This window comes from Bacillus sp. AFS037270 (genome assembly GCF_002585305.1).
Window position 1 is genome coordinate 85,910 of sequence record NZ_NUNF01000016.1, and the last position, 26,654, is coordinate 112,563.

Genomic DNA, 26,654 nt, shown 5'->3' on the forward strand with positions numbered 1-26,654 from the left:
GGGAAAAAAGATGAAGAAATGGTATTCACTATTGTTGGTTGTTTTATTAACAATAGGCTTGTTGGCAGGTTGTGCTGGAACAACGAAACCGAATGAGGAAGGAAATCAAGCGAAAACAGAAAATACAACAGCGGCCTTTCCAGTGACCATTAAGGATGCTTTAGGGAACAAGGTTGTGATGAAGCAAAAGCCTGAGAAAATTGTGTCACTAATGCCAAGCAATACGGAAATTGCCTATGCATTAGGCTTAGGAAAGGAAATTGTGGGAGTCTCGGATTATGATAATTATCCAAAAGATACTCTAAAAAAAGAAAAAATTGGCGGACAGCAATTTAATACAGAGAAAATCATTGGATTAAAACCAAACCTAGTTTTGGCGCATGCCTCATCTGCTTCGATCGCGAAGGATGCACTTCAGCAGATACGCGATGCAGGTATTCCGGTTCTGGTTATCGCAAATGCGCAAAACTTTGAACAAGTATATAGCTCTATTGAAATGATTGGTAAAGCAACCGGAGAAACAAAAAAAGCGGATGAAATCGTAAAAGGCATGAAGGATAAATTGGCGGCGATTAAGGCAAAGGCAGCATCCATAAAGGAAAAGAAAAAAGTGTATATGGAAGTATCTCCTGCACCCGATATTTATACTACAGGAAAAAATACGTTTATGGACGAAATGCTTACAACCATTCATGCTAACAATGTCGTAAACGATCAACAAGGTTGGATTAAGGTTGATCAGGAAGCGATTATTCAAAAAAATCCTGATGTCATCATCACTACATATGGATATTATGTAAAGAATACTGCCCAACAAGTGTTATCAAGAAAAGGCTGGGAGAATGTGAACGCTGTAAAAAATAAACAAGTAATTGATATTAATTCAGATCTTGTCGACCGCCCAGGCCCAAGGGTCGTTGAAGGAGTAGAGGAGCTTGCTAAGGAAATCTATCCGGACGTTTTTAAATAATAAATATAATGCCTATCTAACTGTCGGAATCTTTCTGCTCCTGTCAATTCTATTGGGTACGTCCATTGGTACGGTAAATGTGCCAATTCCAACGATTATAAAAATAATCGAAGCGAAACTTTTTGGATTTGTTTCTCTGGGGCGAATTGATCCAATGTTCATCAATATCGTCTTGGATATTCGTCTCCCCAGAGTGATCTTATCCGGTCTTGTCGGGGCTGCTCTTGCTGTTGCAGGAGCGGCCTTTCAAGGCTTATTAAGAAACCCGTTGGCCGACCCTTATACACTGGGGGTATCATCCGGTGCATCAGTCGGGGCGGTCATCACTTTGTTCTTTCAACTTTCGATTCCATTTATTGGTTCTTTTACTCTGCCATTCGTAAGTATCGTTTTTTCACTTGTTACCATCGTTTTTGTTCTTGTCTTCGCGCGAAAAATGGAGCGTTCCATGAGAGTGGAAACCATTATTTTAACAGGAATTATTTTCAGCTCTTTTCTTGGGGCTCTGATTTCCTTAATGATTGCTTTAACGGGTGATGAACTAAGGCAAATTATCAGCTGGCTTTTGGGCAGCGTTTCGATGCGAGGCTGGGAATCCATCCATATTATCCTGCCGTTTTTTATCATTGGATCGGTCATTTTGATCATGAATGCAAAAGAATTAAATGCAATGTCGTTCGGAGAGGAGAAGGCACAGCATTTAGGAGTCAATGTCCAAAGCAGAAAATTGATGATCCTAATCGCCGGTTCCATCTTAACAGGTGCGGCAGTAGCTGTTTCAGGAACCATCGGATTTGTAGGGCTTGTCATTCCACATCTGGCGAGATTATGTTGGAGCCCTGACCATAAGCACCTCTTGCCATTATCGATTTTAACCGGAAGCGGGTTTTTAATCATTGCGGATCTCATTTCAAGGACGATCATTTCTCCGACTGAATTACCGATCGGAGTGATCACCGCTTTAATTGGTGCACCGGTCTTTGCCATCATTCTTTTACAAAGAAAAAAGAAGGAAAGAAGTGGATAAGAAATGATTAGTGTTCAACATATTTCAGGTGGATATACAGGTGAATCCGTTCTTAAAAACGTTTCTTTTGAAGTCGGAACGGGGGAATTGTTTGGAGTCTTGGGACCAAATGGAAGCGGAAAGACGACTCTTTTAAAACTGCTTAGCGGGATCTTGCCAATTCGTGGTGGTGAGATTTTCTTAAAGGGAAAAAGGCTTCAAGATTTCTCTACTAAACAGTTGGCGCGTATGGTTGCTGTTTTATCCCAGCATTCCTTCGAATCTTTCTCCTATACAGTAAAAGATACCGTTTCACTGGGACGCTATGCCCATCAAAAAGGTTGGTTTCAATCGTGGAGCAAGGAGGATGAAGAGATTGTCCAAACGGTCATGGCACAGACGGGTGTAGCTTCATTACAAAATAAAACGATTCAGGAACTATCCGGTGGTGAGAAGCAGCGTGTTTTTTTGGCGCAGGCACTGGCCCAGGAGCCTGAAATTCTTCTTTTGGATGAACCGACAAACCATTTGGACCTATCCTATCAAAAAGAATTATTAGATCTCCTCAAACGATGGACGATTGAAAAAGGCTTAACGGTCGTTTCTATTTTTCATGATTTAAATCTTGCCGGGCTTTACTGTGATCGGCTTCTCCTGTTGGAAAAAGGGACAATGAATATTCAACATATTCCGAATGAAGTACTGAAAGAAGAGCGAATTCGAAATGTATTTCATACCGACATCAAGAAGCATCCGCACCCGAAAGTGGCTGCTCCGCAAATGGTTCTGTTACCGAATTTACAGCAAAACGAGAATGCCATGAGGATTGATGAAGGGAGGCTTTCTTTTTGTAAAGAATACGTCCAATTTGAATCTCCAATCCCGCTGCGAACGATGTCTTCTGGAGTGGTTGGGGCGGGGACCGGTTGGTATCAAAAATTCGTGAATCGCCATGTGGATAAAAACTATAACTGCAGTGATCACCGCCAGGAAATGGCGGCTTTTCTTAGCGCAAATGGGTTCGAACCGGCGGAGACGGTCGGGATGATGACTGCAGTGTTCCTCGATGATGCGGCATATCAATTGTATGAACACGATGATTTTTCGATCTTTGTTGTCGTGACAGCTGGTGTTAGCAATGCGATTGATGCTTCCAAAAGTGAAATGCATTCCTATGAATTTTCTCCGGGAACCATTAATACATGGATTTTCGTAAATGGTGAACTGACCGAGGAGGCATTTATTCAAAGCATTATGACTGCAACTGAAGCAAAAGGTAAGGTGATGAATGATCAAAAGGTGATTGACAAGGTCACGGGAACGATTGCGACTGGAACTTCCACTGACAGCATTTTAATTGCCGCCACACAGCAAGGAAAATGTTTAGAATTTGCAGGGACGATTTCGCCTTTAGGAAAACTCATCAGTAAAGCTGTGTATCAGTGTACAACAAGAGCGTTACAAAAATCGCGAAAAAGGATTCGATCATGATAATTTATCATTTAATCTCAATTACGATCGCGTACCTTATTGATATGGTCGTTGGAGACCGGCCTAATTGGCCGCATCCGGTTAAATGGATGGGTAGGATGATTGCTTTTTTTGAACAACGTTGGAATAAAGGAGAGAGAAAACGAATGAAAGGGGCTTTTATGCTCCTGATCGCTTTATTAGCTGTTCCCAATATCTTTATGAAGCAATGGGCATGAAGCTTCCGAATCAGTACCTGGATTTTAGCGCCAATATCAATCCGCCTGGACCGCCAAATGCATTGAAAAAGAAGTGGAATGACTTTTAAAAAAAGGTAACGGTGTACCCGGACCCTTATTCCATAACGTTGAAGGAACAACGTCAAAAAAAGAACAGGTCCCGATCGATTATCTGCTGGTAGGAAACGGCGGAGCAGAGCTAATCACCCTTGCCGCAAGAATGCTGGAGGGGAAAAAAGTTTTATTGATTCAGCCTACGTTTTCGGAGTACGAACAAGCGTGCAGGGTCAATCGCTGCGAGATCATTATAGATCAATTGGAAGAGCCGGATTTTGAACTCAACCTTGATGGCATCCGTCAGAAATTAAGGGATGCAGATGTGCTGTTTTTCTGTAATCCAAACAATCCGACAGGAATTCACTACACGAAATCCGACATGATTATGCTGATGGAAGAATGTGAAAAACACGATTGTTTGTTTATATTGGATGAAGCCTTTTACGACTTTTTGGAGGATTATCAATCGCTTCTTCCATATATTAAGAGATTTCCCAATTTAATAGTGATTCGTTCGATGACCAAAATGTTTGCGATCCCGGGGATTCGGCTTGGCTATGCAGCTGGAGATCCAGCCACGATTGCGAAGCTTCAAAACTTGTAATCCCATTGGAGCACCAATGCGATTGCTTTGGCAGCTGGTGAATTATGTATAGAGGAAGAAGCATTTATTAGACAGACCCAAACATATATTGCAAATGAGCGAATGAGGCTTTTCACTTATTACAAAAAACAGGGGTTTATGGTTTCAGCTTCCAAGGTGAACTTTTATTTATTGCAGGATCCCTATCGAAAAGCCCAATTTGCCTTATTTGAATTCCTGCTAAAAAAAGGAATCATTCCACGCCATATCTTTAATTTTCCTGGTTTAGAAGGAAATTGGCTGCGATTTGCAGTTAAAAACAGTAAAGAAAACGAGCAGTTAATGGAGGTGCTGAACCAATGGCGAAAGCACCATTGTTGATCTTTATAACAGGCGGTGTCAGAAGCGGAAAGAGCAGCTTTGCAGAACGGATCGCTGTGGAAAGAGCAGCTGCAACAGGCGGAAAACTGCATTATATTGCAACCGGTGTACAGTTTGATTCCGAAATGAAAGAACGAATCAAAAAACATCAGCAGGACCGAGAAAATGCGAGGGTTCACTGGAATACGGTGGAGAAGTTCGTAAGAATTGATGAATTAGCTGCCCATTTTAAAGACCAGGATATTCTGTTGCTTGATTGTGTGACAACCTTATTGAACAATGAACTGTATGCTGCTGTACATAAATGGGACCAACCTTTCTTAGATTCAGTGTGTGAAAAGATCATAACCGGAATTTTGGCGATAAAAAGGCAAGCCGGTGCCTTGGTTGTGGTAAGTAACGAAGTATTACACGAACCGATAATAGAGAATGAACTTGTTTTAGCCTATAAACGTTTGCTTGGTAAAATCCATCAAAGGTTAGTTGAGGAAGCAGATCGGGCGTATTTAATTGAAGGTGGAATACCGATTGTCATGAAGGAGGTAATGTGATGAAGGGAGTGATGATTCAAGGGACGGCATCTGATGTGGGAAAAAGTTTAAATGTGACCGCTCTGTGCAGAATGTTTGCCAACGAAGGAATAAAGGTTGCCCCTTTTAAATCACAAAACATGTCCAATAATTCTTATGTCACTCTTGATGGCAAAGAGATTGGGAGAGCGCAGGGAATGCAGGCAGAAGCAGCGAAGACGGAAGCGAGTGTCTGGATGAATCCGATTTTACTAAAACCAAGATCGCAAATGCATTCTGAAGTGGTGTATTTGGGAAAGGCTGTTGAATCCTTATCAGGACAGGAATATCGAGACCGCTTTTATGAAAGAGGGCTTGAGGTGATCAAAGAATCGCTCTCCCATTTAGAAAAGGAATTCGATTTATTGGTAATAGAAGGGGCCGGCAGTCCTGTTGAAATCAATTTAAAAGATCGAGAGATTGTCAATATGAAAGTGGCAGAAATGGCGGGTGTTCCGGTCATCCTTGTTGCCGATATCGACAGGGGAGGAGTTTTTGCAAGTATTGTTGGCACGCTTGAATTACTTGAACCGATTGAAAGAAAAAGGGTCTCCGGCTTGTTGATTAATAAATTCCGGGGAGATCGCTCTTTATTTGAAGATGGCATCCGCTGGTTGGAGGAGAAAACAGGAATCCCTGTTTTAGGAGTTTTGCCATATGTGGAAAACCATATGATAGATGGGGAAGACTCATTATCGATTCATCAGCAATTTAGAGGCAGAAAAAAAGCTGACCTTGATATTGTCGTGATTCAACTTCCATTTATCTCAAATTATAGTGATTTGTACCCGTTTTTGTACGAAGAAGATGTTTCACTGCGCTGGGTGAAAGATCCTTCGGAATTCGGCAGGCCGGATGCAGTGATTATCCCCCGTACAAAAAGCACGATCAGCGATTTGAATGATCTTAGAGCAAAAAATCTGGATCAATCGATTCAAAGACATTTGGAAGATGGCGGCTTTTTGGTAGGAATTTGCGGCGGCTATCAAATGCTGGGGGATGAATTGGTAGATGAAGCTGGTTCAGATACAGGGAAAACCTACAGCTACATAAAGGGATTAGGGATGATACCTGCGAAAACATTTTTTAAACGTGAAAAAGAAACTACAAGGACAGCTGCCAAACTTCACAAGGACACTGGTCTACTCAATCGTCATAGGTTAGCAGGGTACGAGATTCATTTAGGCAGTACCATCTTATCTCGGGAAGGATGTTCTTTTCTCCAAACCACTGATGGGAAAGCAGATGGCTACTACGGCAAAAACGGCAGAATCATAGGAACGTATCTCCATCATCTCTTTCATAATGACGGTTGGAGAAACCAATGGTTGAATAAGGTTCGAGAGTGGAAGGGACTTCCAAACAAAGAAGTGGTCCATATAAAAGATTTTAAAGATCAAAGATTTAATGAAATAGCCCGACAAATGAAAGATCATATCAATTGGGATCTTCTTAATCACATTATTAACCAATGGAGTAGAAGAGCATGAAATTGCTTATGGGGTTGATGATTAACCTGCAATTTTTCACATCTATTCCAATTAAGCGGGAACTGCCAATGGATCAACAGAATCTTCGCGGGGCGGTCCAGGCTTTTCCGTTAGTAGGATTAATTCAAGGAGTTTCTTATTCAATCCTTTTGTATGCTGTGGTGAACTGGACTCCTTTTTCTCATTTAGCTACTGCCTTTCTTTTGTGGTTAGCGACCATTCTTCTTACAGGAGGCATCCATTTGGATGGCTGGATGGATGCAAGTGATGCTTATTTTTCGTATCAGGATCAGGAAAAAAGGCTTGAGATTATGAAGGACCCGCGAACAGGTGCATTTGGAGTCATCTCGGTTATTGTGTTGCTAAGCTGCCGTTTTTTCTTTATCTATGAACTGATTATGAACATTGGGCCTGTAATCTATTACCTGATTGCTGCATTGCCTTTTTTGGTAAAAGTGTAATGGGTGCGGTACTGCTAACCGTTCAATCAGCTAAAAATGAAGGTCTTGGCAATATGTTTCAACAGGCCGCAACCGCAAAAGTGCTTTGGATTTATCCATTCTATATCCTTGTTTTTCTGATAGCAGCCTTTTTGTCAAGGGTATTTTTCATCCCTATAAATCTATTGCTTTTAGCTTCTATCCTTTGCTATTTTATTTCTCGCAGGAATGCACACAATTGGTTCGGAGGTATTACGGGTGATGTTTTGGGAGCGACAGTAGAAGGGACTGAATTGATTTTATGGATGACCGTGTGGTTATTGCATTATTTCGTCATGGTTTAACAGAAGAAAATAAACGAAAAGCGTATTTAGGCTGGAATGATTTCCCCTAATGCCCGGAATCACACAATTTAGCGACACCCCGTACCCACGATTGTTATTTTTCCAGTGACCTGAACCGGTGCATAAGAACAGCGAATGTATTGTTTCCAAACAAGGATCTTTTCCTCTTGAAAGATTTGAGGGAAATGGATTTTGGAAAATGGCAAGGAAAAACGTATGAAGAATTGAAAACAGAAAAGCTTTACCGGCTATGGATTGAAGACCCGTTTAATATTGCTCCGCCGGATGGAGAATCTTTTCAGCTATTTAGCAAAAGAGTTCAAAATGGCTGGAACAGAGTGATTCAAGAAATACTTACGAAAAACATGAAGCGCTGTGCAGTGATCACTCATGGAGGAGTGATCAAACATCTTTTAGCAGAATTTGCCCCAGAGATAAAGGAATTTTGGAGCTGGAGGGTGCCACATGGTTACGGGATCGAACTTATTTTTGAACAAGAAGCACTAAGGAGGAGAGAACGGTGCATTTTATTACAGGAGGTGCCTTTAACGGGAAAAGAGCATGGGTAATAAAAACATATCAGGTCGAAAAGGATGAAGGATGGTTTTCAGCCTATGAAAACCATCCGCTGCCACGGAATGTAATCCAACATCAAAATTATCTCATCCTGGAAGGCATCGAAATCTGGTTAAAGCTTTTAACCGAGCAGGTTGATGTACAGCAATCCCTGGAAATTTGGAATAGCTGCTTAAATGACTGGCTGAAATGGGAGAAGGAAAAGGTCAGCCGAAATGTAATTATAATCGGAACGGATATAACTAAGGGGATTGTACCTGTGGAAAAAGAAAATCGATTGTGGAGGGATTTAACAGGCTGGGCGTATCAAGATACAGCTGCAAAGGCACAAAAAGTGGATGTAATCTGGTACGGAATCAATCAAACCATTAAAGAAAAGGGGAATGTGAAATGAGAATTTACACACGAACAGGGGATAAAGGAAAAACAAGCATCATCGGCGGAAGGGTGGATAAAGACGACACCCGTGTAGAAGCTTACGGAACAGTAGATGAAGTTAATTGTTTTGTCGGGCAAGCAATGGTTGAATTGGACCAGGAAATTTTTGGGGATATAATTGCTGATCTTCAAAAAATTCAGCATGAATTATTTGATTGCGGAGGAGACCTTGCAAACATATCAGAAAAACGTGAAATCAAACTTCAAGAAGAGTCCATTGAGTACTTGGAATCAAGAATTGACGAATATATAGCTGAAGCACCTGAGCTGGAACGTTTTATCCTCCCAGGAGGAACAAAGCCAGCCGCAACCATTCACATTGCTAGAACAGTAACAAGAAGAGCAGAAAGATTAGTCGTCAAGCTTTCGAAGACAGATCAAAAACCACCGGAAACAGCACAGAAATATTTAAATAGGCTTTCGGACTATTTTTTTGCATTGGCAAGGGTCATTAACTTTCGCCTGCACGTGAAAGACGTAGAATATGAACGCAGTGCAAAAGTTTTTCGCAGTGGAAAACGCAAGGAGGAGAAATGAATTGAAGGGAAAAACGATTAGCTTGCTAGGCTTGATGATCGCACTTTCGGCAATTGGAGCAAGCATCAAAATTCCTGCCGTGATTGATAGTGTGGCATTGGATGCCTTACCGGCTCTTCTTGCTAGTGCATTATTGGGTGTCGGAGCCGGGGCGATTACTGGAGCGTTAGGTCATTTATTATCGGCCTTAATCGGAGGATTTCCACTGGGCCCCATGCATTTGTTAATTGCTTCAGAAATGGCTGTACTTGTTTGGATCTTTGGGATTTTATATAAACAAAACAAAAAAGTCCTGGCTGGTCTCGTTTTTATCGCGGGGAATGCCTTTATCGCTCCTGTACCGTTTATTTTTCTTATGAATAAAGGATTTTATGCTGCTATTGTCCCTTCCCTTTTAATTGGTTCGTTCCTAAATACAGTGCTTGCTGTAATTTTAATCCCAAGACTTTCATACCTGGCAGAGCATGTATTGAAAAAAAGAGATGTACATTGATGAGAAACGTTTTAACCATTCCGTTTGATGAGACAGGCAATCTCATTGTTGCCAGCGATAACAGTGGTGCGATTGGTATGAAAAAGGATGATCATGTTTTTGTGCCATATGAAACGGTTGCCTACTATTCTTTTCGAGTTGCCGTAATGGAATGTATGGCAGCAGGTGGAGACCCTATTTCCGTAATCCTTCACAATTTTTGCGGGAATGAAGCTTGGGAGAAACTGACAAGTGGAGTTCAAAGAGGAGTAGGTGAGCTTCAATTAAAGAATTTTGCGATTACAGGCAGTACAGAAAGCAACTTCTCCATGCATCAATCTGCCATAGGGATCATTGTCCTTGGCAAAAAGCAGATTGGAAAAATGGAGGAGATCATTTTTAACGAACAGTCGAAAATCGCCATCATCGGTAAACCGTTGGTTGGCAATGAGGTAATAGAACAGGAAGATCAAATTGCTCCATTACCCATTTTTAAAAAGATGAGCAGACATGAAGGGATAAGGGTTTGGCCTGTTGGTTCTAAAGGCATTCTATCTGAATTAAATAAAATGTTTAAGAACAAGAACTTTTTAAAGGATCAAGTGCTCACGGATGTGGATGTAGTGAAATCCTCCGGTCCAAGTACCTGTTTTATTTCTCTTTATCAAGAAAATGTGGAAGAGGAAATAAAAAAATGGACCGGAAGTTATTTTCATTCCGTCCAAATGAGGGAATAAGTCGGAGTTGAGAAAGGTGGAAATGCAAACCAGGCTTTTGCACTTGGGGATATCGGGAAATTATAGCAATAGAAGGAAATTTTTTATTATCTAAAAGGTTAAAGCGAAAGTGAACGAATTCCACTATTCTACCTTTGTCCAAAAACGGAAATTCAGTATGCTTACCATACGAAGGGCATGTTAGGATAAAAAAAGAGGGCTGAAAAAGGGGATAAACCTTTAGAATGTTAAAATCTATTCCTGCACGCGAAAGTTTCAAGTATAATGAACCATATTCAGATTATGCATATGATATTTCTTTGAGAGAAATCCTATAGATAAGCGGGATAAATACAAAAAAATGAGGTTAATACATGAGTGAAACAAGATTTGAGGGTTTTAATTTAAGTGATGAAATAAGAAGATCTTTAGAAGTATTAAAATACGAAGCTCCGACAGAGGTTCAGAGTAAAGTCATTCCATTAGCATTGGCAGATCAAGATCTTGTTGTAAAATCTCAAACGGGCAGCGGCAAGACTGCGTCCTTTGGAATTCCTATTTGCGAAATGATTGAATGGGAAGAAAAATTGCCACAGGCCTTAATCCTTACACCAACCAGAGAGCTGGCTGTTCAAGTTCGCGAAGACATTACGAATATAGGAAGGTTTAAACGGATCAAAGCAATGGCCGTTTACGGAAAAGAACCTTTTACGAAACAAAAAGAAGAATTGAAACAAAAAACTCATGTAGTTGTTGGTACCCCAGGACGTGTTATGGATCATATTGAAAGAGAAACCCTGGTTTTAGATAAAATAAAGTATCTAATTATAGATGAAGCTGATGAAATGCTTAATATGGGTTTTATCGATGAAGTGGAAGCAATTATAAATCAACTCCCTTTAAACAGAGTAACAATGGTATTTTCGGCAACATTACCTAAAGATGTTGAAAATCTCTGCCATAAGTATATGGAAAATCCCATTAATGTCGAGATTGAGGCTGGCGGGATCACGACGGATACAATTGAACATCGTCTAATCGAAGTGAAGGAAGATGAAAAAATTTCACTCCTGAAAGACGTTACCGTTGTTGAAAATCCAGACAGCTGCCTTATTTTTTGCCGAACAAAAGAACACGTCGATACTGTCTATACAGAATTGGAAGAATCCAATTATTCTTGTAAAAGACTCCATGGCGGATTAGAACAACAAGATCGGTTTGCTGTAATGGATGGTTTTAAAATGGGGAATTTCCGTTATTTAGTTGCCACCGACGTAGCTGCACGAGGAATTGATATTGATAATGTGACACTTGTTATCAACTATGATGTTCCAATGGAAAAAGAGAGTTATGTCCACCGGACAGGACGAACCGGCCGTGCAGGTAATGAAGGAAAAGCGATTACGTTTACGACACCTTATGAAGGAAAATTCGTTAAAAATATTGAACGGTATATTGGCTTTGAAATACCAAAAATGGATGCACCAAAGCCACATGAAGTTGCTAGTAAGAAGGCTGCTTTCGAAGAAAAAATCAGCGGCCGACGAGTCGTAAGAAATAATAAGACCGCAAGAATTAACCAAGATATCATGAAACTATATTTTAGCGGCGGAAAAAAGAAGAAGATTCGAGCGGTTGATTTTGTTGGAACGATTGCGAAAATTCCTGGAGTATCTGCAGATGATATTGGGATTATTACGATCCAGGATCAAATGTCCTATGTTGATATTCTGAATGGAAAAGGCTCGCTCGTTTTACAAGCTATGGAGAATGCAACCATAAAAGGAAAGAAGTTAAAAGTGAGTAAAGCCCTTAAATAATTAAACCCAGCAAGGACGATATGCCACACATAATCGTCCTTTTAGTTATTCTGGAATGTACCAAAAATTCAATGTTGTAGATTTAGACAACAGAAGAGAATACTAGTATGTCATTTAGAAGAATCCGTTCAATTCTGGAATTTTTATTATATAATAAGAAGAAGCCTCCAAAAGGGACAAGGCACCTTATTAAATAAGGTGCCTTGTGGCTGGGGTTAAATCAGCTAATGCTGTTTTCACTTATTGTACTAATGTTTTTTGTTTCTGATTTTTTATGCAACCATTCATAAATAATCGGGATGATAATAAAGCTGTTAATTGTTGATGTAACCATACCGCCAATTACCACAATACCGAGTGTTTGAGAAATAACTGTATCAGCATTATGAGAAAATGCAAGTGGTATCAACGTAAGGACTGTTGCAGCTGCTGTCATTAAAATCGGTCTAATCCTTGAAAGACTACCACTTAAAACAGCCTCTTTAATAGGCATTCCTTCTTTTCGATTTCTTTCAATTTTGTCAATTAAGACAATACCGTTTGTTACAACAATACCAGTAAGCATTAGAATACCTATTAATGCTGCTAGATTCCATTCTCCATGGAATAAAATGAGCACAATGACTACACCACTCAAAGCAAGCGGAATGCTTAAAAGTACAGCTAATGGTGCTCTCCATCCTTTGAAGATAGAAGAAGTGATGAGTAATACTAAAAGGATAGAAAATGCAACAGCAAGAGACATATCGAAAATCATTTGTTTTACTTGTTCAGTGATTCCTCCTAAAGAATAGGTTACATCTTTCGGAAGTTTCAGGCTGCTTAGAGCTTTGTCTGCTTGGCTTGACACTTTACTAATATCATTAGATGTAATCTGTGCTGTGACAAGAGAGAATGGTTGACCATCTCGTTCGCTAATCGTTGAAGCAGACTGATCTTTTGTAATTTTGGCTATTTGGTCAAAACGGACCATTTCACCATTATTCCCATTAAACGTTTCCGCAGATAAAGATGCTAAAACATCGTCAGCAGTGGCATTTAAGGTAATCGTTGAATTGGTTCCAGTAGCAATTTGATCTAAATATTGGTCGACAGGAAGGGCTTTATGATCAACTGTGATTGTTGCGTCCTTAGATAAAGACATGTAACGATTAACAACAGTCAAAATGTCTGTAACTTTAACCCCTTTTTCTTCAATTGCTTTTTGGTCAAATGTAACCCTGTATTTTGGTGAACCATTAGTTAAATCTACTTTTCCATCGACACTTAGGTTCGCAATTTTTGATAAGTTAGTTCTTGCTTCTTGAGCTACTTGATCCAAAGTTGCTTGGTCCGAACCGGTAAACAGGATCCGCATTTGTGAATCATCACCGGATATGTTCTGGCTTGTTACGGTATAAATAACGTTTTTAGATAGTGATGGAAGTTGAGTTTGTAATTGTTTAATAACAGAATCAGCATCCTTGTCGTTTTTCAACACAACAGAAAGGTTAGCGACATTAGGATAGGTGATAAAGCCGCCGCCTTGGTCAAAAACATCATCACTTTGTGGTGTCATGGTAGAACCAAAATTAGCTGAATACGCATCAACTTTTGAATTAGATTTTAACGTTTTTTCGATTTTTTGTACTTCAGAGTCTACTTGAATTAACGTACTCCCTTTTGGCAATTCTGCTTTAATGGCAATTTGTCCAATTTTGGCACTAGGCAACAAGCTTACTGGAAGGAAAGCAGAATAGGTACCAGCAGCTAAGAACACTAAGATAGAACCAATAATCATTGCCTTTTTATGTTTAAAAGCAGATTGCAAGATTGGTTTCATTTTTGAATCGAGTTTGACCGTTTGTTTTTCCCCGTTTCCACCTTTCCAACCCATAAAAGCGAGAGCAGGGATGACAAGCATCGCAACAAAGAATGAAATGATTAAAGCAATTACGACTGACCAGGCGAATCCGCTGTAAGATGCACTGATTACTCCGCCAACAAAGGCAATCGGAATATAAACCGCAATTGTTGTTAACGTCGAACCCAATATCGCAGGAATCATTTCTGTTACAGCTGATGCCAGAATGGAAAGCAGAGGTTTATTTTTCGATTCTTCTCGCTTTCGATACATGTTGTCTAAGATAACAATGGAATCATCGACAATACGACCCATGGCTACAATTAAACCTGAAACAGTTAAAATATTTAACGTGATACCCATTGCCTTTAAGAAAGCCGTTGTTGCTAACAATGAAATTGGCAGTGAAATGGCAATTAATAATGTGCTTCTTACATTTCGGAAAAAGAAGAACACGCAAATCATGGAGAATAAGCAGCCAAGTAATCCTTCACGAACTAATCCGAAAAGAGAGCTGTTTAATTCTTTTTCCCGGTCAAGTAAAACTTTGAAAGACACATCTTTTGAATTTACTGTATCCAAATGAAGATGTGAAACACGGTCCTTTACTTGTTCTGCAACATCCGTGATATTGGCTGATGGTGTCTTGATAACATTTAAGGTAACACTTGGTGCTCCGTTTGTTCTTGAGACGGTTTTTAAGTCATTTAATGAATGAGTGATGGTCCCAAACGCTGAAACAGGAATTACTTTTCCTTCCTTATTCTTAATTGTTGCGTTTTCCATTTGCTGTTCTGTTAATGGTAACCCATCGAATGATACTGGAATTGATAATTGGTTGTTTACAATATTTCCTTGAGGCATGGATGGAACAGCTAACGCAAATGATTTATTTACATCATCCAATGTTAAGCCATTTTTCACTAGGTCTTTCATTCGGACAGTTAATACATATCCATCCTTTGCTCCACCAACTACGGATACATCCGATACACCTGGCACAGATTTTAATTGTTTCACAATTTCCTGTGTGGCAGTTGAACGTAATGTTTGTTCATCTAATTTTGAACTTGTTACGCTATAAGTCAAAATTGGGAAAGAACTAGTTGTTAATCGTGTTACGGACGGAGTGCTTGTAATGGTTGTCGGAAGATCAGCATTTGCCAACGCTTTATTTACTTGGTCCTCGGCTTGCTTCATATCTGTATTCATCGGAAAATACAAACTCATAAATAATCCACCGTCATAAGAAGTCGTTTCAACATTGGACAATCCATCCACTGTTTTGACTGCACTTGCCAGATTATCGGTTACTTGTTGTTTTACTTGTACAGCTTGATACCCTGGCACTCGCATACTAACTGAAAGGGTCGTATTGTTAATTCCAGGCAAATAATCTCTTTGCATCTGGTATGCAGATATACCTCCCCAAGCCAAAATAATAACAACACACACAATCATAAGAATGGCTCTTTGCATGGTTGCCTCTACTAATTTTTTCATTGTAACACCCATTCCTTTCGCTTTGACCCCAATGTCCTTTGGCAGCTTTAGAAAATCTTTAATAGTTTAAAAATGATACTGCTATTCAAAACTGGGTAAACTAAGTATATAAAAGGAAACTTTTCGTTCTATGAATAAATCCTTAAGAATTCCTTAAGATGCCAAATGAATATTGTTTTTATGACGAACCTCAAGATGTTCGGCGTAAGGGGGGGGGGGAATATGTTGTTTAATCAGATAGTAAAAAATGTACCCAATTTATTTACGATCGGAAATTTATTATGCGGTGTTCTTTCCATTACTTCTAATATGAGTGGCTTTTTGGAATTAGCCTCCGTTTTCATTTTCTTTTCAGCTGTATTAGATCTTCTTGATGGAAGGGTTGCTAGAAAATTAAAAGTGAACAGTGAATTTGGAGTAGAATTAGATTCCTTGGCTGACATTGTTAGTTTTGGAGTTGCTCCGGCACTTTTATTTCATTCAATCGCAGCCCCCTCTATTTTAACTTCTTTAGCATTTATCCTTTTCCCAACGATGGGGGCATTAAGATTGGCTAAGTTTAGTGTTAAACCAACCATTGGGTATTTTAAAGGATTACCTATTCCAGCTGCCGGACTGCCATTGGCTGGTATGGGATTCTTTTTATATAGCAATGCATGGATTACCTTAATTCTCGCACTTTTAATGGTAAGTCCCATTAGAGTAAAAAAGCTTTAATTTTATCTCCCTTATAAAAAAGCTAGTAACCTTTTCGAAAGGGTTTAGCTTTTTTATTTTATCCATAAACCTTTTGGTTCGCTTAAAACATGATTAAGAATTCATTAACATAGAAAATGAATGCATTTATCATGATAAATTGTATGTAGATTTATAGATGGAAGAGTTCTTAAACGTTAGTTTCTTTTTTTAAACAGATGGGGGCATTTTTATGTCATACTTAATAACTTTATTTGAACAGCACAGTTATCTAATTCTATTTTTAGGAATCTTTCTAGAACTCATGGCTCTGCCTATTTCAGGTGAATTTTTAATGAGCTACGCTGGTTATTTTGTATTTCAGGGAAAAATGAATTATATTTTGGCACTCTTCACAGTCTTTGTATCAGGTGGTGTTGGTATTACCGTAACGTATTGGATTGGTAAGGCAGGAGGATATAAACTAATCGAAAAATACGGGAAGTATATTCACCTAGGGCCAGAAAGATATAAAAAAACAGCCGCATGGTTTGAACGATCAGGCAGTAAATTGTTGGTCTTTGCTTATTTCATTCCAGGAATTAGACATTTCACAGGTTATATTTCTGGGATTTCTAAAATGCCTTTTCGCAAATTTATTCTACCTGCATATACAGGTTCATTTTTATGGGGATTTTGTTTTATTACTCTTGGAAAAGTATTGGGACCTCGCTGGGAGGTTTTTCATCAAGCTGCAAGTAAATATATCATAATTTTTATTATTGGATTAGCGGTATTAATAGTTGGGTATTTGGCTTATCGGTTTTATAAAGTTCCAATTAAAAACTTATTTATTGATTTAATTAAATGGTTAACGAATCGACTAAAAACTATAAGAAAAACAGAATTCTTTCTTATTTTTCTCACTTTAGTTTTAATCGGTATGGTGACCTTGATGCTGGGAATGGCTCAAGACTATTTATATAATGAGTTTACTCAGTTTAATGAAATTGCTGAATATATCGTCAAATCAGCCGTTTATATGTACTGGATGAAAGGATTTTTCGTATTTCAAACCCCAATGGCGATTGCGTCCATCATTGCAATAACCATCATCCGGATTTGGAGAAAGGGCCGGAACAGAGTGTTAGAGTATCTTCTACTCATCGTGTCAATTTTAGGAGCAAGGTTGTTTCATGAATCAGTTATGCAGATTTTTTCCTATTTCCAATCAATAGGGTTTGTTGGGAAATTTCACTCCGCAAATTTTCCTGATATAAATGCTACTATTATAATAATTATTTATGGAACATGCATATTCTTACTTGTCCGTCATACGAAAAATCATTATATGTCCATAATTGTTCCTTTATTTGGGTTACTATTATTAATAGGGTTAACGATTGTAAATATTGCATCGACCGATTTACTACCAAGTGACATTTTGGGTGGATATGTATATGGAAGTGTCTGGATATTTTTTAACTTCTTGTTGTTTGAAATGTTACGACTTGTATTGGAATAGTATTGAATGGAAAATGGGGAAATAAGGAGCAAAATGATCTACAGAAGAGGGGGATGAGCAGGAAGTGAAAACACATATACTCGTAATAGAGGATGAAACTCAGATTGCTCGCGTCTTAAAAGTGGAATTAGAGTATGAGGGTTATCAAGTAACAGTAGAACATGACGGTAAAGCAGGATTAGAAACCGCTTTGCATTCCGAATTTGACTTAATTTTGTTAGATGTTATGTTACCAGGGTTAAGTGGAATCGAGGTACTAAGGAGATTAAGAAAGGAAAACAGAAAGATTCCTGTTATTCTTTTAACAGCTCGTAATACTACATTTGATAAAGTAGCGGGATTGGATCAGGGAGCTAATGACTATGTAACAAAACCTTATGAAATTGAAGAATTATTAGCCCGAATACGTGCCATTATTCGCAATTATCCTAATAAAGTAGAATCAAAGAAAGAAGAGTCCTTATTGACAGTAGCCGACCTGATCATAAATCTGGATTCACGAGAAGTAATAAGGGATGGAAAAACGATTTCGTTAACACCGAAGGAATACGACTTCTTGGTTTATTTAGTAATGAACAAAAATAAAGTAGTTACACGGGAGAATATCATATTAAACGTTTGGGGATATGAATATGAGGGCGAAACCAACGTAATTGATGTCTTTATAACACACCTAAGGAGAAAAATGGATGAAGGATTTTCTACCCATCTAATCACCACCGTTAGAGGGGTTGGTTTTACTATAAAGGAGAAAACGGATGAAGATCACGACTAAGATTAATCTTTTAACAACGGTCTGGATGCTTTGCATCTTAATGCTCATTAATTTTGTGGTCTACTTTTTATTTATGAAAACAACAGTAAATATGGAAGAAAATGTCCTTTTTCAAAAGGCAGAAGATATTGTAACAGACATCCATCCAAATTCATCCTCTAGTTATGTTGAATTAAAATTAAAAGATTATTTAACTGACCATTCCTATATTAGGATCATACAACCGAAAAACAAGGTGATTCATGAAGTAACCAATGATCAGAAGCTCTTAAAAAAAATTAAGGGAAAATACACGAAGTCAAAGCAGTCACAAACACGTTTGATTTCGGCAGAAAATGGGGAAGAAGAAGTATTAGTTGTTAGAATCCCGATTAAAACGGGAAACTTTGGGAGCTTGGAAATTGGTGAACGGTTAACAGGTCTAGAAACGAGAAAAGAACTCCTTCGTGGGATTTTAGGGTTTTGTACCATTTTAGCAACTATATTGTCCTTACTTGGAGGTAGATGGTTAGCTAGTATGATCATGAGACCCATTTCTAATATGATAAAAACCATGGAGGAGATTGAAAAGAGCGGTGTGCCTAAAAAGATAATTATACAAAATGAAACCAGGGATGAACTGCAAACAATGGCAAGTACATTTAATCGGATGATCGATAGGCTCCAAGAAAATTTGGCGAAGCAATCACAGTTTGTTTCTGATGCATCACATGAATTAAAAACGCCTCTAACCATCATTAAAAGTTATGCAAATATATTAAGAAGGCAGGGGTTAGAAAATAAAGATATGGCCGAAGAAGCCATCCACGCCATTCATTCAGAGGCAACAAGAATACAAAAAATGACTGAAACTTTTCTAGACCTAACTAACTTAGAGAAAGAAAATGTATTAGAAAGGAATAAAGTTGATTTAGTATCTTTATCCGAAAGCATTCTAAAACAACTTAAAGATGTATATAAAAGAGAAATAATACTGCATTTTGAGGAAAATCCAATCACTATTTTTGCAGATGAATTAAAGATAAAGCAGGTAATTATTATCTTGCTTGATAATGCGATTAAATATAGCAATGACAAAATTGAAGTCTTCTTAAAAAGGAACCAACAACATGCCAAAATCCTTATAAAAGATTATGGTATTGGAATCCCAGAGAAAGAAATAGTTAATATTTTTGAACGGTTTTACAGAGTGGATAAAGCAAGAAGCCGAGAAACCGGAGGTCATGGATTGGGTCTCCATATTGCAAAAAGTATTATAAAACTTCATAAAGGCGACATTAAAATTAAAAGCAAAGAAGGATTAGGGACGAAAGTTGAATTGTTTTTACCCATTAACAATGAAAATGTTGAAGAGTAATGTTCTTTAATACCAATATAAAAGTGAAGTAGTCCGACTAATCCGGAAGAATAGGTAAAGATTCTTATAAATTAATTGTGGATTAACACTACTTCAAAATAGGATAATTGCTGTTTTAACATCTATTTTCTATAAAGTTATTAGAGGTGAATGATGGAATCTGAGAGACAATCTAAGAAGCAATTTTTCGGATTAAATTCAGTGATCTTTGTCCTTGGTATGGTTAGTCTTCTGACGGACCTTTCGAGTCAGATGATTGTTCCTATCCTTCCACTATATTTAACTTCCATATTACATGTACAAGTCGGTACTGTGGGTATTATCGAAGGGATTGCTGAGAGCACGTCAAGCATTTTGAAGTTTTTCTCAGGGTGGATTTCTGACCGATTTGGCAAAAGAAAATGGTTAATGGTTGGAGGTTATGGACTATCCAATCTGATTAAACCTTTTTTCGCATTATCATCAACCTGGGGTCAAGTTCTCTTTATTCGGTTTGCTGACCGTTTTGGTAAAGGGATTCGTACATCGCCGCGAGATGCCATCCTTGCCGATACCACTACAAAAGAAGAACGTGGAAAAGCATTTGGATTCAGAAGGTCAATGGATACACTAGGTGCAGCTCTTGGACCTTTTGTAACCTACTTAATTCTTACTCTATGGAATGGCAGTTATCAGGCTGTATTTTGGTTATCTGCAATCCCTGGGTTAATTGCAACTTTGCTCCTGATCATCTTTTTAAAAGAAAAAAGAAAATCAATAAAAACACCAAGCAATGTAAAATTGTTACCTAAGATTAGCTTCAAGGGGCTTAGTTCACGTTTTGTGTTGTTCACACTCATAACTACATTATTTACCATAGGGAACTTCTCTGATGCATTCCTAATCTTACGAGCGAAGGACGTTGGCATGGCTGCCGAATATATCCCACTGACTTATTTTGCATACAACATCATTACAAGTATATTTTCTACTCCATTTGGTATGCTTTCTGACCGTATCGGTCGCCGACCAGTTTTGATTACAGGTTATGTAATGTTTGCACTCATTTATCTCGGCTTTGGTCTGGTACATACTGTCTTTGGGATTTGGATATTATTCTTTATTTACGGGTTGTACTACGCGACTACTGAAGGAATTCAAAAGGCTTATGTAGCAGATATGGTACCAGAAGGTCAACGGGGGATGGCAATGGGAACATTTAATGCATTAACTGGTATAGCTACATTGCCCGCAAGCGTAATGGCAGGTTTTTTGTGGCAATCATTTGGTGCTTTTACTGCTTTTGGCGTAAGTAGTTTATTGGCAATTATTTCGGCATTGCTAATGTTCATCCTTCGTATATAACTACGAAGGCTCCATTTATCATAATATCCAAGTTAGTTTTTTAGTTTACAAAAACTGATAAGATAAGAGGATAGGGTGTTTTACAATAAAACTCCTTTACCTTTTAAAAATGTGAAAGATTCTACTTAACAGATATTGAAATACACTTCCGCTTCTTTATCTCCTCTCCCGCTGACAGTATTCAGGTAAATTAAATCTTGATCAAAAAGTTGCAAGTTATATAAGAGTGGTTGGAGATATTTTTACTCTGAATCATAGTTTCCGGTCTGAGAATTGAGTTTGTTATGACGGATATGAAAAATGGAATTGACATATCTACCTTATACATTTGCTTATGATAAACAGGCGATAGATTGGTTAACTTAAATGAAAAGGATAGCATTATCTTTGATATAAAATGAAAGCAATGTTAAGTTTGAATTTGAAGAATATGACGCATTTCCTTATAGTGATATATTTTTTCGGAATAATTAATAAATTCTGAATATTAGATTGACATCATCCTTTCGGTAGAGTAGTATGTAAATGAAATGTATGATAGCGGATGAATATTGTGGGAGAGACCAAACGAATTGTTTGGCACCGAAGGAGCAAGTCCCCAAAAGAATGGGGAACAATCTCTCAGGTAAAAGGACCATAATAGGACGCGTCTCTGGAGAGAGCCATGGGCCACCAAAGGAGTTAAACTCTCAGGTAAAAGGACAGAGGAAAGATTAGAGAACATCTATCTTCCCTTCTGTCCTTTTTTTTGTTTGGGAAAGATAGCACACACGGAAAAAGGAGGATTGTGCTATGAAATCTATTGAGGAATGAGACTATGGGGACCTGCTAAGAACAAGCTGATCCTATTAATTTCATTCGAATTGTAAGCGCTTTTTTAGGTATCGAATTAACCGGTAATATTATCTTAAAACTTTTATTGGGATATTAATTTGCAATTGGTTTGATTTAAATTCTTTAAAAAAATAGATTTAAATCGACAAAAAATTGTAAACATCCTAGAAAAGTAGAGGGGGAAATCGAATGCAGGAACAAAAATTGGAAAGAGGCCTAAAAAACAGGCATGTACAACTAATCGCTATTGGTGGAGCAATCGGAACGGGATTATTTCTTGGTGCAGGAAAATCTATTCATTTAGCAGGACCATCGATTTTATTTGCTTATATGATTACGGGGGCCATATGCTTTTTAATCATGCGCGCACTTGGCGAACTTCTCTTAACCAATTTAAACTATCATTCTTTTGTTGACTTTGTAAGAGACTATTTAGGTAATATGGCAGCCTTTATCACCGGCTGGACCTACTGGTTCTGCTGGATTTCCATTGCTATGGCTGACTTAACAGCAGTTGGTCTCTACACCCAATATTGGCTTCCTAATGTTCCGCAGTGGATGCCAGGATTAATTGCCCTTGTGATTTTGTTAATTATGAACCTTACAACCGTTAAACTTTTTGGTGAAATGGAATTTTGGTTTGCATTAATTAAAGTCATCGCTATCCTGGGATTAATTTTTATCGGCATTGTCATGATTGTAAAAGGCTTTTCTACAAATTCAGGTCCATCTAGTTTCACGAATTTATGGAGCCACGGCGGCATGTTCCCGAATGGCATAAATGGGTTTATTCTCTCATTCCAGATGGTAGTGTTTGCATTTACAGGGATTGAACTAGTAGGACTTACAGCAGGCGAAACAAAAGACCCTGAAAAAGTTATTCCAAAGGCAATCAATAATATCCCAATTCGGGTATTTATTTTCTACCTTGGCGCATTGTTTGTCATTATGAGTATTTATCCATGGAACGCGATAAACCCGGCGAAAAGTCCGTTTGTCCAAGTCTTCGTAGCAGTTGGTATCGCAGCAGCTGCCGGAATTGTTAATTTTGTCGTCCTTACATCCGCTGCTTCCGCATGTAATAGTGCCGTTTTCAGTACAAGCCGAATGGTATACTCACTTGCCAAAGATAAAAATGCACCTGACTCATTTGCAAAACTTACTTCACGAAAAGTACCTTCAAATGCATTGTTCTTTTCAACTGTGGTTATTCTTATTGCAGTTATTTTGAACTATGTCATGCCGGAAGGCGTATTTACACTCATTACAAGTATATCTACAGTATGTTTCATCTTTATTTGGGGAATTACTGTCATCAGCCATTTAAAATACCGTAAAACAAGACCGGATCTGGCAAAGGTCAACCAATTTAAATTGCCGCTTTATCCATTTTCGAATTACCTGATCCTTGCTTTCCTAGCTTTCGTTCTTGTCGTGCTTGCTCTTGCTGAAGATACTCGTATTGCTTTGTTTGTAACTCCAGTCTGGTTTATTGTGCTAATTGCCATTTATAAGATACGGAGTTTGAATACAAACGAGGTTGATCAAGTGAATCAGGAAACGATAGCAGATAATTAAACAGCAGCTCAGAATTTACAGTCTTATTTTCCTATTTGTGTTACCGTTTTCAAAAAAAATAAAAAACCGCTTGACTTAGCTTGTTTTAACAACTATTCTGAAAATAACAAAAAAATAGAGCGGATGACAGTTGTGGGAGAGTGCACTATTAAAACGCCACCGAAGGAGCAAGTTCCAAAAAAACCCTTGGAATAAATCTCTCAGGTAGATGGAACCACAGCTGGACGCAACTCTGGAGAGCGCATAATTAGAGATGCCACCAAAGGGGATGTTCTACACAGAACTAAACTCTCAGGTAAAAGGACAGAGAAGGGACAAAGAGCTTTTAAGCTACCCTTCTTCTGTCCTTTTTTGCGTGCAAAAAAGTCGTGTTTGGATAGTGAAAATGGGAGATCCTTCTTCCATTTTGACACATTAAAGGGTAGTTTGAGCGATATTTCAAGGAGGAGTAGGAATGGGATTACAACAAAATGATTCAACTATTTTTGAAGCAATTAGGAATGAGCAGCAGCGCCAGCTTCAAACATTGGAGTTGATTGCATCTGAAAACTTCGTGAGCCCTGATGTGTTAGAAGCAATGGGAAGTGTGATGACGAATAAATATGCGGAAGGCTATCCAGGGAAGCGCTACTATGGCGGCTGTGAAGTGGTCGATGTGGCAGAACAAACAGCTATTGACCGCGTAACACAGCTTTTTGGCGCCAAATATGCAAATGTCCAACCGCACTCAGGTGCACAAGCCAATTTTGCTGTATTCTTCGCACTGCTTCAGCCTGGTGATAAAGTGATGGGAATGAACCTTTCACAGGGTGGGCACTTAACTCACGGAAGCCCTGTAAGTGTTTCAGGAAAATGGTTTGATATTGTCTCCTATGGGGTTAAAGAGGATACTCAATTGATTGACTATGATGAACTAGAAGCAATCGCGAATAAGGAAAAACCAAAATTGATTATTGCCGGGGCAAGTGCTTACCCAAGAAAGATCGATTTCGCGCGCTTTAGGCAAATTGCTGATCAAGTTGGCGCAAAACTCATGGTCGATATGGCGCATATTGCCGGGCTAGTTGCAGCCGGACTACATCCGTCGCCGGTTCCATATGCGGATGTCGTAACGAGCACTACTCATAAAACATTAAGAGGCCCGCGGAGCGGAATTATTTTAACAAATGATGAAGAAATCATTAAAGCGATTAACAAATCAGTGTTCCCAGGAATCCAGGGCGGCCCGCACATGCACATTATTGCAGCCAAGGCGATTGCTTTTAAAGAAGCATTGCAGCCAAGCTTTAAGGAATATGCAAAACAAGTAATTGAAAATGCTGCCACACTTGGCGAGACATTGAAAAATGAAGGGGCAGCCCTTGTTTCTGGTGGAACAGATAACCATATTGTTCTTTTAGATTTACGTCCATGGAACCTAACTGGAAAAGTAGCAGAAAAATTATTAGAAGAAGCTGGCATCACCGTCAATAAAAATACGATTCCTTATGACCCAGAAAAGCCGTTTGTTACAAGCGGCATCCGGATGGGAACAGCGGCTTTAACGACACGCGGCATGAAGCATGACGAAATGGTGAGAATCGGAAAAGTCATAGCAGCTGTTCTGAAAAGTAAAGGGGACCAAGTCGTGCTTGAGAAAGCAAAGGAAACAACGAAAACCATTTGTGACGCTTTCCCGTTATTTGAACAAGCAATCACAGTATAAGAAAGGGGCATTTGAATGGAATTTCAAAGTTGTTTTGACATTATCGGTCCGATCATGGTGGGACCGTCGAGTTCTCATACAGCGGGTGTCGTTTCGATCGGAAAGTTTATATACGAATTATTGGAAGATTGTCCGCAAGAAGCAAATATTGTCTTTTATGATTCTTTTGCTGAAACTTATCAAGGTCATGGAACAGATAAAGCACTTCTTGGCGGATTACTTGGGATGGAAACGGATGATCCACGAATAAAATATTCACTGGAATGGGCTAAAAAGGATGGGATGCAGTACAGGTTCGAATTTGCAGAAGACTGTAAGTATTATGACCATCCGAATATAACAATCGTAACAGCAAAATGTGAGGAACATGTTGTTAAAGTTGGCGGCGTGTCACTCGGCGGCGGCTTATCCAAAATCTTTATGATTGACGAAGAAATGGTCGATATCCGTTTGAGTGCAGGCGAAGATTTTACAGCTCTTGCTCGTCATTATCAACCTAAAAGGAAAAGACTAGTGGGGGCAAAATAATGGAAATTCAATCCATGCGAGAGCTAATCGATGCTTGTGAAAGAGAACAAAAAACCGTTGGTGAAATGATGTTGATGATGGAAGTAAAAAGATCAGGCAAAGACCAAGAAACCATTATTAGCATGATGGAAGAGCGGTTGATCAAAATGAAAGAAGCTGTTACTAGCGGTATCAATGATGCATCAGCCGCCCCAAGCGGTCTTTCCGGCGGTGATGCCGTAAAGATGAATGATTATATGAATCAAGGTAAATCCTTGTCAGGAAATTATATTAGCAATGCGATGGCCTTTTCGTTGGCTACTTCAGAAAACAATGCGCGAATGGGTGTCATTGTAGCAACGCCAACTGCCGGGGCAGCCGGCATTTTACCAGGGGTATTGTTTTCACTTCATAAAAATGATGGTACGCCTTTTAAAAATTTAGTCATGGGGTTGTTTACGGCAAGCATGCTCGGGTATGTCATTGCGAACCGTTCCTTTATTTCGGGAGCAGCCGGAGGGTGCCAGGCTGAGGTCGGTTCGGCAACGGCTATGGCCGCCGGAACGATTGTTGAGTTAAAAGGGGGTACACCACAGCAAGCTGTAAATGCCACTGCCATTGCGATGAAGTCACTTTTGGGTTTGGTTTGTGACCCAGTGGCAGGACTTGTTGAAGTTCCTTGCATTAAGCGGAATGTGATCGGAACCTCCATCGCATTTTCAGCAGCTGACATGTCCCTTGCCGGGATTGAAAGCCGTATTCCTTGTGATGAGGTAATTGAAGCCATGTACAGGGTCGGAAAAGATATGCCTCGGACACTCCGCGAAACCGCACTTGGCGGTCTGGCAACGACTGAAACCGGAAAACAAGTAAAAGAACGACTATTTTGCAGGAAATAAT

23 protein-coding genes, 2 pseudogenes and 3 riboswitches are annotated in these 26,654 nt (G+C 38.9%); of the genes and pseudogenes, 24 read left to right on the forward strand and 1 reads right to left on the reverse strand.

Annotated features, from left to right (window positions below):
- Positions 1 to 10: 10 nt before the first annotated feature.
- The 15 genes and pseudogenes from COD92_RS08815 to COD92_RS08880 all read left to right on the forward strand — a co-directional run bounded on the left by COD92_RS08815 (position 11) and on the right by COD92_RS08880 (position 12,108).
- On the forward strand, positions 11 to 970 hold the full coding sequence (locus COD92_RS08815; RefSeq protein ID WP_098528239.1) for an ABC transporter substrate-binding protein: 960 nt from the start codon (positions 11 to 13) through the stop codon (positions 968 to 970).
- The gene (locus tag COD92_RS08820; RefSeq protein WP_098528238.1) at positions 936 to 1,997 is read left to right on the forward strand and encodes a FecCD family ABC transporter permease; all 1,062 of its coding nucleotides are present in this window, start codon (positions 936 to 938) and stop codon (positions 1,995 to 1,997) included. Before COD92_RS08815 ends, COD92_RS08820 begins: the two co-directional genes overlap by 35 nt.
- Before the next feature lie 3 nt (positions 1,998 to 2,000).
- On the forward strand, positions 2,001 to 3,467 hold the full coding sequence (locus COD92_RS08825) for an adenosylcobinamide amidohydrolase (RefSeq protein WP_098528237.1): 1,467 nt from the start codon (positions 2,001 to 2,003) through the stop codon (positions 3,465 to 3,467).
- On the forward strand, positions 3,464 to 3,685 hold the full coding sequence (locus tag COD92_RS08830; protein ID WP_098528236.1) for a cobalamin biosynthesis protein: 222 nt from the start codon (positions 3,464 to 3,466) through the stop codon (positions 3,683 to 3,685). The genes COD92_RS08825 and COD92_RS08830 overlap by 4 nt, the downstream gene beginning before the upstream one ends.
- Positions 3,686 to 3,860: 175 nt before the next feature.
- Positions 3,861 to 4,706 (forward strand): annotated as a pseudogene (locus tag COD92_RS08835) (pyridoxal phosphate-dependent aminotransferase).
- Positions 4,685 to 5,257, forward strand: coding sequence for a bifunctional adenosylcobinamide kinase/adenosylcobinamide-phosphate guanylyltransferase (locus COD92_RS08840; RefSeq protein WP_098528235.1), 573 nt, complete (start codon positions 4,685 to 4,687; stop codon positions 5,255 to 5,257). Before COD92_RS08835 ends, COD92_RS08840 begins: the two are co-directional and overlap by 22 nt.
- Positions 5,257 to 6,765, forward strand: coding sequence for a cobyric acid synthase (locus COD92_RS08845; RefSeq protein WP_098528234.1), 1,509 nt, complete (start codon positions 5,257 to 5,259; stop codon positions 6,763 to 6,765). The genes COD92_RS08840 and COD92_RS08845 overlap by 1 nt, the downstream gene beginning before the upstream one ends.
- Positions 6,762 to 7,226, forward strand: a complete 465-nt coding sequence (locus tag COD92_RS32755) for an adenosylcobinamide-GDP ribazoletransferase (RefSeq protein ID WP_255286567.1) — start codon at positions 6,762 to 6,764, stop codon at positions 7,224 to 7,226. The genes COD92_RS08845 and COD92_RS32755 overlap by 4 nt, the downstream gene beginning before the upstream one ends.
- Entirely contained in the window at positions 7,226 to 7,549 is a 324-nt protein-coding gene (locus COD92_RS32760; RefSeq protein WP_255286566.1) for an adenosylcobinamide-GDP ribazoletransferase, read from the forward strand. Before COD92_RS32755 ends, COD92_RS32760 begins: the two co-directional genes overlap by 1 nt.
- A gap of 98 nt (positions 7,550 to 7,647) precedes the next feature.
- Positions 7,648 to 8,118, forward strand: a pseudogene (locus COD92_RS08855) (histidine phosphatase family protein); the annotation flags it as partial.
- Positions 8,070 to 8,519, forward strand: a complete 450-nt coding sequence (locus tag COD92_RS08860; protein WP_098528233.1) for a bifunctional adenosylcobinamide kinase/adenosylcobinamide-phosphate guanylyltransferase — start codon at positions 8,070 to 8,072, stop codon at positions 8,517 to 8,519. The pseudogene COD92_RS08855 and the gene COD92_RS08860, both read left to right, overlap by 49 nt.
- The gene (locus tag COD92_RS08865; protein WP_098528232.1) at positions 8,516 to 9,100 is read left to right on the forward strand and encodes a cob(I)yrinic acid a,c-diamide adenosyltransferase; all 585 of its coding nucleotides are present in this window, start codon (positions 8,516 to 8,518) and stop codon (positions 9,098 to 9,100) included. The genes COD92_RS08860 and COD92_RS08865 overlap by 4 nt, the downstream gene beginning before the upstream one ends.
- A 1-nt stretch (position 9,101) precedes the next feature.
- The gene (locus tag COD92_RS08870) at positions 9,102 to 9,593 is read left to right on the forward strand and encodes an ECF transporter S component (protein ID WP_176541089.1); all 492 of its coding nucleotides are present in this window, start codon (positions 9,102 to 9,104) and stop codon (positions 9,591 to 9,593) included.
- Positions 9,593 to 10,309 carry an ATP-binding protein gene (locus tag COD92_RS08875; RefSeq protein ID WP_098528230.1) on the forward strand — a complete coding sequence of 239 codons (717 nt, stop codon included), beginning with the start codon at positions 9,593 to 9,595 and terminating at the stop codon, positions 10,307 to 10,309. The genes COD92_RS08870 and COD92_RS08875 overlap by 1 nt, the downstream gene beginning before the upstream one ends.
- A gap of 353 nt (positions 10,310 to 10,662) precedes the next feature.
- Positions 10,663 to 12,108: a DEAD/DEAH box helicase gene (locus COD92_RS08880; protein ID WP_098528229.1), complete on the forward strand. Its 1,446-nt coding sequence runs from the start codon at positions 10,663 to 10,665 to the stop codon at positions 12,106 to 12,108.
- A 220-nt stretch (positions 12,109 to 12,328) separates the two neighbouring features.
- On the opposite strand, the gene COD92_RS08885 is transcribed toward COD92_RS08880, so the two are convergent.
- Positions 12,329 to 15,454, reverse strand: a complete 3,126-nt coding sequence (locus COD92_RS08885; RefSeq protein WP_098528228.1) for an efflux RND transporter permease subunit — start codon at positions 15,452 to 15,454, stop codon at positions 12,329 to 12,331.
- Between the two features lie 225 nt (positions 15,455 to 15,679).
- Here COD92_RS08885 and pssA point away from each other — a divergent pair, with 225 nt between their 5' ends.
- The 9 genes from pssA to sdaAA all read left to right on the forward strand — a co-directional run bounded on the left by pssA (position 15,680) and on the right by sdaAA (position 26,653).
- The gene (pssA, locus tag COD92_RS08890) at positions 15,680 to 16,171 is read left to right on the forward strand and encodes a CDP-diacylglycerol--serine O-phosphatidyltransferase (protein ID WP_098528319.1); all 492 of its coding nucleotides are present in this window, start codon (positions 15,680 to 15,682) and stop codon (positions 16,169 to 16,171) included.
- A 211-nt stretch (positions 16,172 to 16,382) separates the two neighbouring features.
- Complete coding sequence (locus COD92_RS08895) at positions 16,383 to 17,654, forward strand: DedA family protein (protein ID WP_098528227.1); 1,272 nt, start codon at positions 16,383 to 16,385, stop codon at positions 17,652 to 17,654.
- Between the two features lie 64 nt (positions 17,655 to 17,718).
- A complete protein-coding gene (locus tag COD92_RS08900) occupies positions 17,719 to 18,429 on the forward strand; it encodes a response regulator transcription factor (RefSeq protein WP_098528226.1) in 711 nt (236 codons plus the stop codon).
- Positions 18,413 to 19,786 carry a sensor histidine kinase gene (locus COD92_RS08905; RefSeq protein ID WP_098528225.1) on the forward strand — a complete coding sequence of 458 codons (1,374 nt, stop codon included), beginning with the start codon at positions 18,413 to 18,415 and terminating at the stop codon, positions 19,784 to 19,786. Before COD92_RS08900 ends, COD92_RS08905 begins: the two co-directional genes overlap by 17 nt.
- A 153-nt stretch (positions 19,787 to 19,939) precedes the next feature.
- Positions 19,940 to 21,130, forward strand: coding sequence for an MFS transporter (locus COD92_RS08910; RefSeq protein ID WP_255286565.1), 1,191 nt, complete (start codon positions 19,940 to 19,942; stop codon positions 21,128 to 21,130).
- A 544-nt stretch (positions 21,131 to 21,674) separates the two neighbouring features.
- Positions 21,675 to 21,777: riboswitch (glycine riboswitch) on the forward strand.
- A 3-nt stretch (positions 21,778 to 21,780) separates the two neighbouring features.
- Positions 21,781 to 21,837: riboswitch (glycine riboswitch) on the forward strand.
- Positions 21,838 to 22,153: 316 nt separating this feature from the next.
- Positions 22,154 to 23,542, forward strand: a complete 1,389-nt coding sequence (locus COD92_RS08915; RefSeq protein ID WP_098996189.1) for an amino acid permease — start codon at positions 22,154 to 22,156, stop codon at positions 23,540 to 23,542.
- A gap of 123 nt (positions 23,543 to 23,665) precedes the next feature.
- A riboswitch (glycine riboswitch) is annotated at positions 23,666 to 23,769 on the forward strand.
- A gap of 227 nt (positions 23,770 to 23,996) precedes the next feature.
- Positions 23,997 to 25,247, forward strand: a complete 1,251-nt coding sequence (glyA, locus tag COD92_RS08920; protein ID WP_098528223.1) for a serine hydroxymethyltransferase — start codon at positions 23,997 to 23,999, stop codon at positions 25,245 to 25,247.
- A 15-nt stretch (positions 25,248 to 25,262) separates the two neighbouring features.
- Positions 25,263 to 25,775: a serine dehydratase beta chain gene (locus COD92_RS08925; RefSeq protein ID WP_098528222.1), complete on the forward strand. Its 513-nt coding sequence runs from the start codon at positions 25,263 to 25,265 to the stop codon at positions 25,773 to 25,775.
- Positions 25,775 to 26,653: an L-serine ammonia-lyase, iron-sulfur-dependent, subunit alpha gene (sdaAA, locus tag COD92_RS08930; RefSeq protein WP_098528221.1), complete on the forward strand. Its 879-nt coding sequence runs from the start codon at positions 25,775 to 25,777 to the stop codon at positions 26,651 to 26,653. Before COD92_RS08925 ends, sdaAA begins: the two co-directional genes overlap by 1 nt.
- Position 26,654: the final 1 nt, after the last annotated feature.

Excerpts from the sequence above, each read along its gene's own strand:
- COD92_RS08815 (WP_098528239.1), top strand. The coding sequence starts at position 11 with ATGAAGAAATGGTATTCACTATTGTTGGTTGTTTTATTAACAATAGGC.
- COD92_RS32760 (WP_255286566.1), top strand. The coding sequence starts at position 7,226 with ATGGGTGCGGTACTGCTAACCGTTCAATCAGCTAAAAATGAAGGTCTT.
- COD92_RS08840 (WP_098528235.1), top strand. The coding sequence starts at position 4,685 with ATGGCGAAAGCACCATTGTTGATCTTTATAACAGGCGGTGTCAGAAGC.
- sdaAA (WP_098528221.1), top strand. The coding sequence starts at position 25,775 with ATGGAAATTCAATCCATGCGAGAGCTAATCGATGCTTGTGAAAGAGAA.
- COD92_RS08875 (WP_098528230.1), top strand. The coding sequence starts at position 9,593 with ATGAGAAACGTTTTAACCATTCCGTTTGATGAGACAGGCAATCTCATT.
- COD92_RS08845 (WP_098528234.1), top strand. The coding sequence starts at position 5,257 with ATGAAGGGAGTGATGATTCAAGGGACGGCATCTGATGTGGGAAAAAGT.
- COD92_RS08825 (WP_098528237.1), top strand. The coding sequence starts at position 2,001 with ATGATTAGTGTTCAACATATTTCAGGTGGATATACAGGTGAATCCGTT.
- COD92_RS08885 (WP_098528228.1), bottom strand. The coding sequence starts at position 15,454 with ATGAAAAAATTAGTAGAGGCAACCATGCAAAGAGCCATTCTTATGATT.
- COD92_RS08915 (WP_098996189.1), top strand. The coding sequence starts at position 22,154 with ATGCAGGAACAAAAATTGGAAAGAGGCCTAAAAAACAGGCATGTACAA.
- COD92_RS08830 (WP_098528236.1), top strand. The coding sequence starts at position 3,464 with ATGATAATTTATCATTTAATCTCAATTACGATCGCGTACCTTATTGAT.
- COD92_RS08925 (WP_098528222.1), top strand. The coding sequence starts at position 25,263 with ATGGAATTTCAAAGTTGTTTTGACATTATCGGTCCGATCATGGTGGGA.
- COD92_RS08880 (WP_098528229.1), top strand. The coding sequence starts at position 10,663 with ATGAGTGAAACAAGATTTGAGGGTTTTAATTTAAGTGATGAAATAAGA.
- COD92_RS08905 (WP_098528225.1), top strand. The coding sequence starts at position 18,413 with ATGAAGATCACGACTAAGATTAATCTTTTAACAACGGTCTGGATGCTT.
- COD92_RS08910 (WP_255286565.1), top strand. The coding sequence starts at position 19,940 with ATGGAATCTGAGAGACAATCTAAGAAGCAATTTTTCGGATTAAATTCA.
- COD92_RS08895 (WP_098528227.1), top strand. The coding sequence starts at position 16,383 with ATGTCATACTTAATAACTTTATTTGAACAGCACAGTTATCTAATTCTA.
- COD92_RS32755 (WP_255286567.1), top strand. The coding sequence starts at position 6,762 with ATGAAATTGCTTATGGGGTTGATGATTAACCTGCAATTTTTCACATCT.
- COD92_RS08865 (WP_098528232.1), top strand. The coding sequence starts at position 8,516 with ATGAGAATTTACACACGAACAGGGGATAAAGGAAAAACAAGCATCATC.
- glyA (WP_098528223.1), top strand. The coding sequence starts at position 23,997 with ATGGGATTACAACAAAATGATTCAACTATTTTTGAAGCAATTAGGAAT.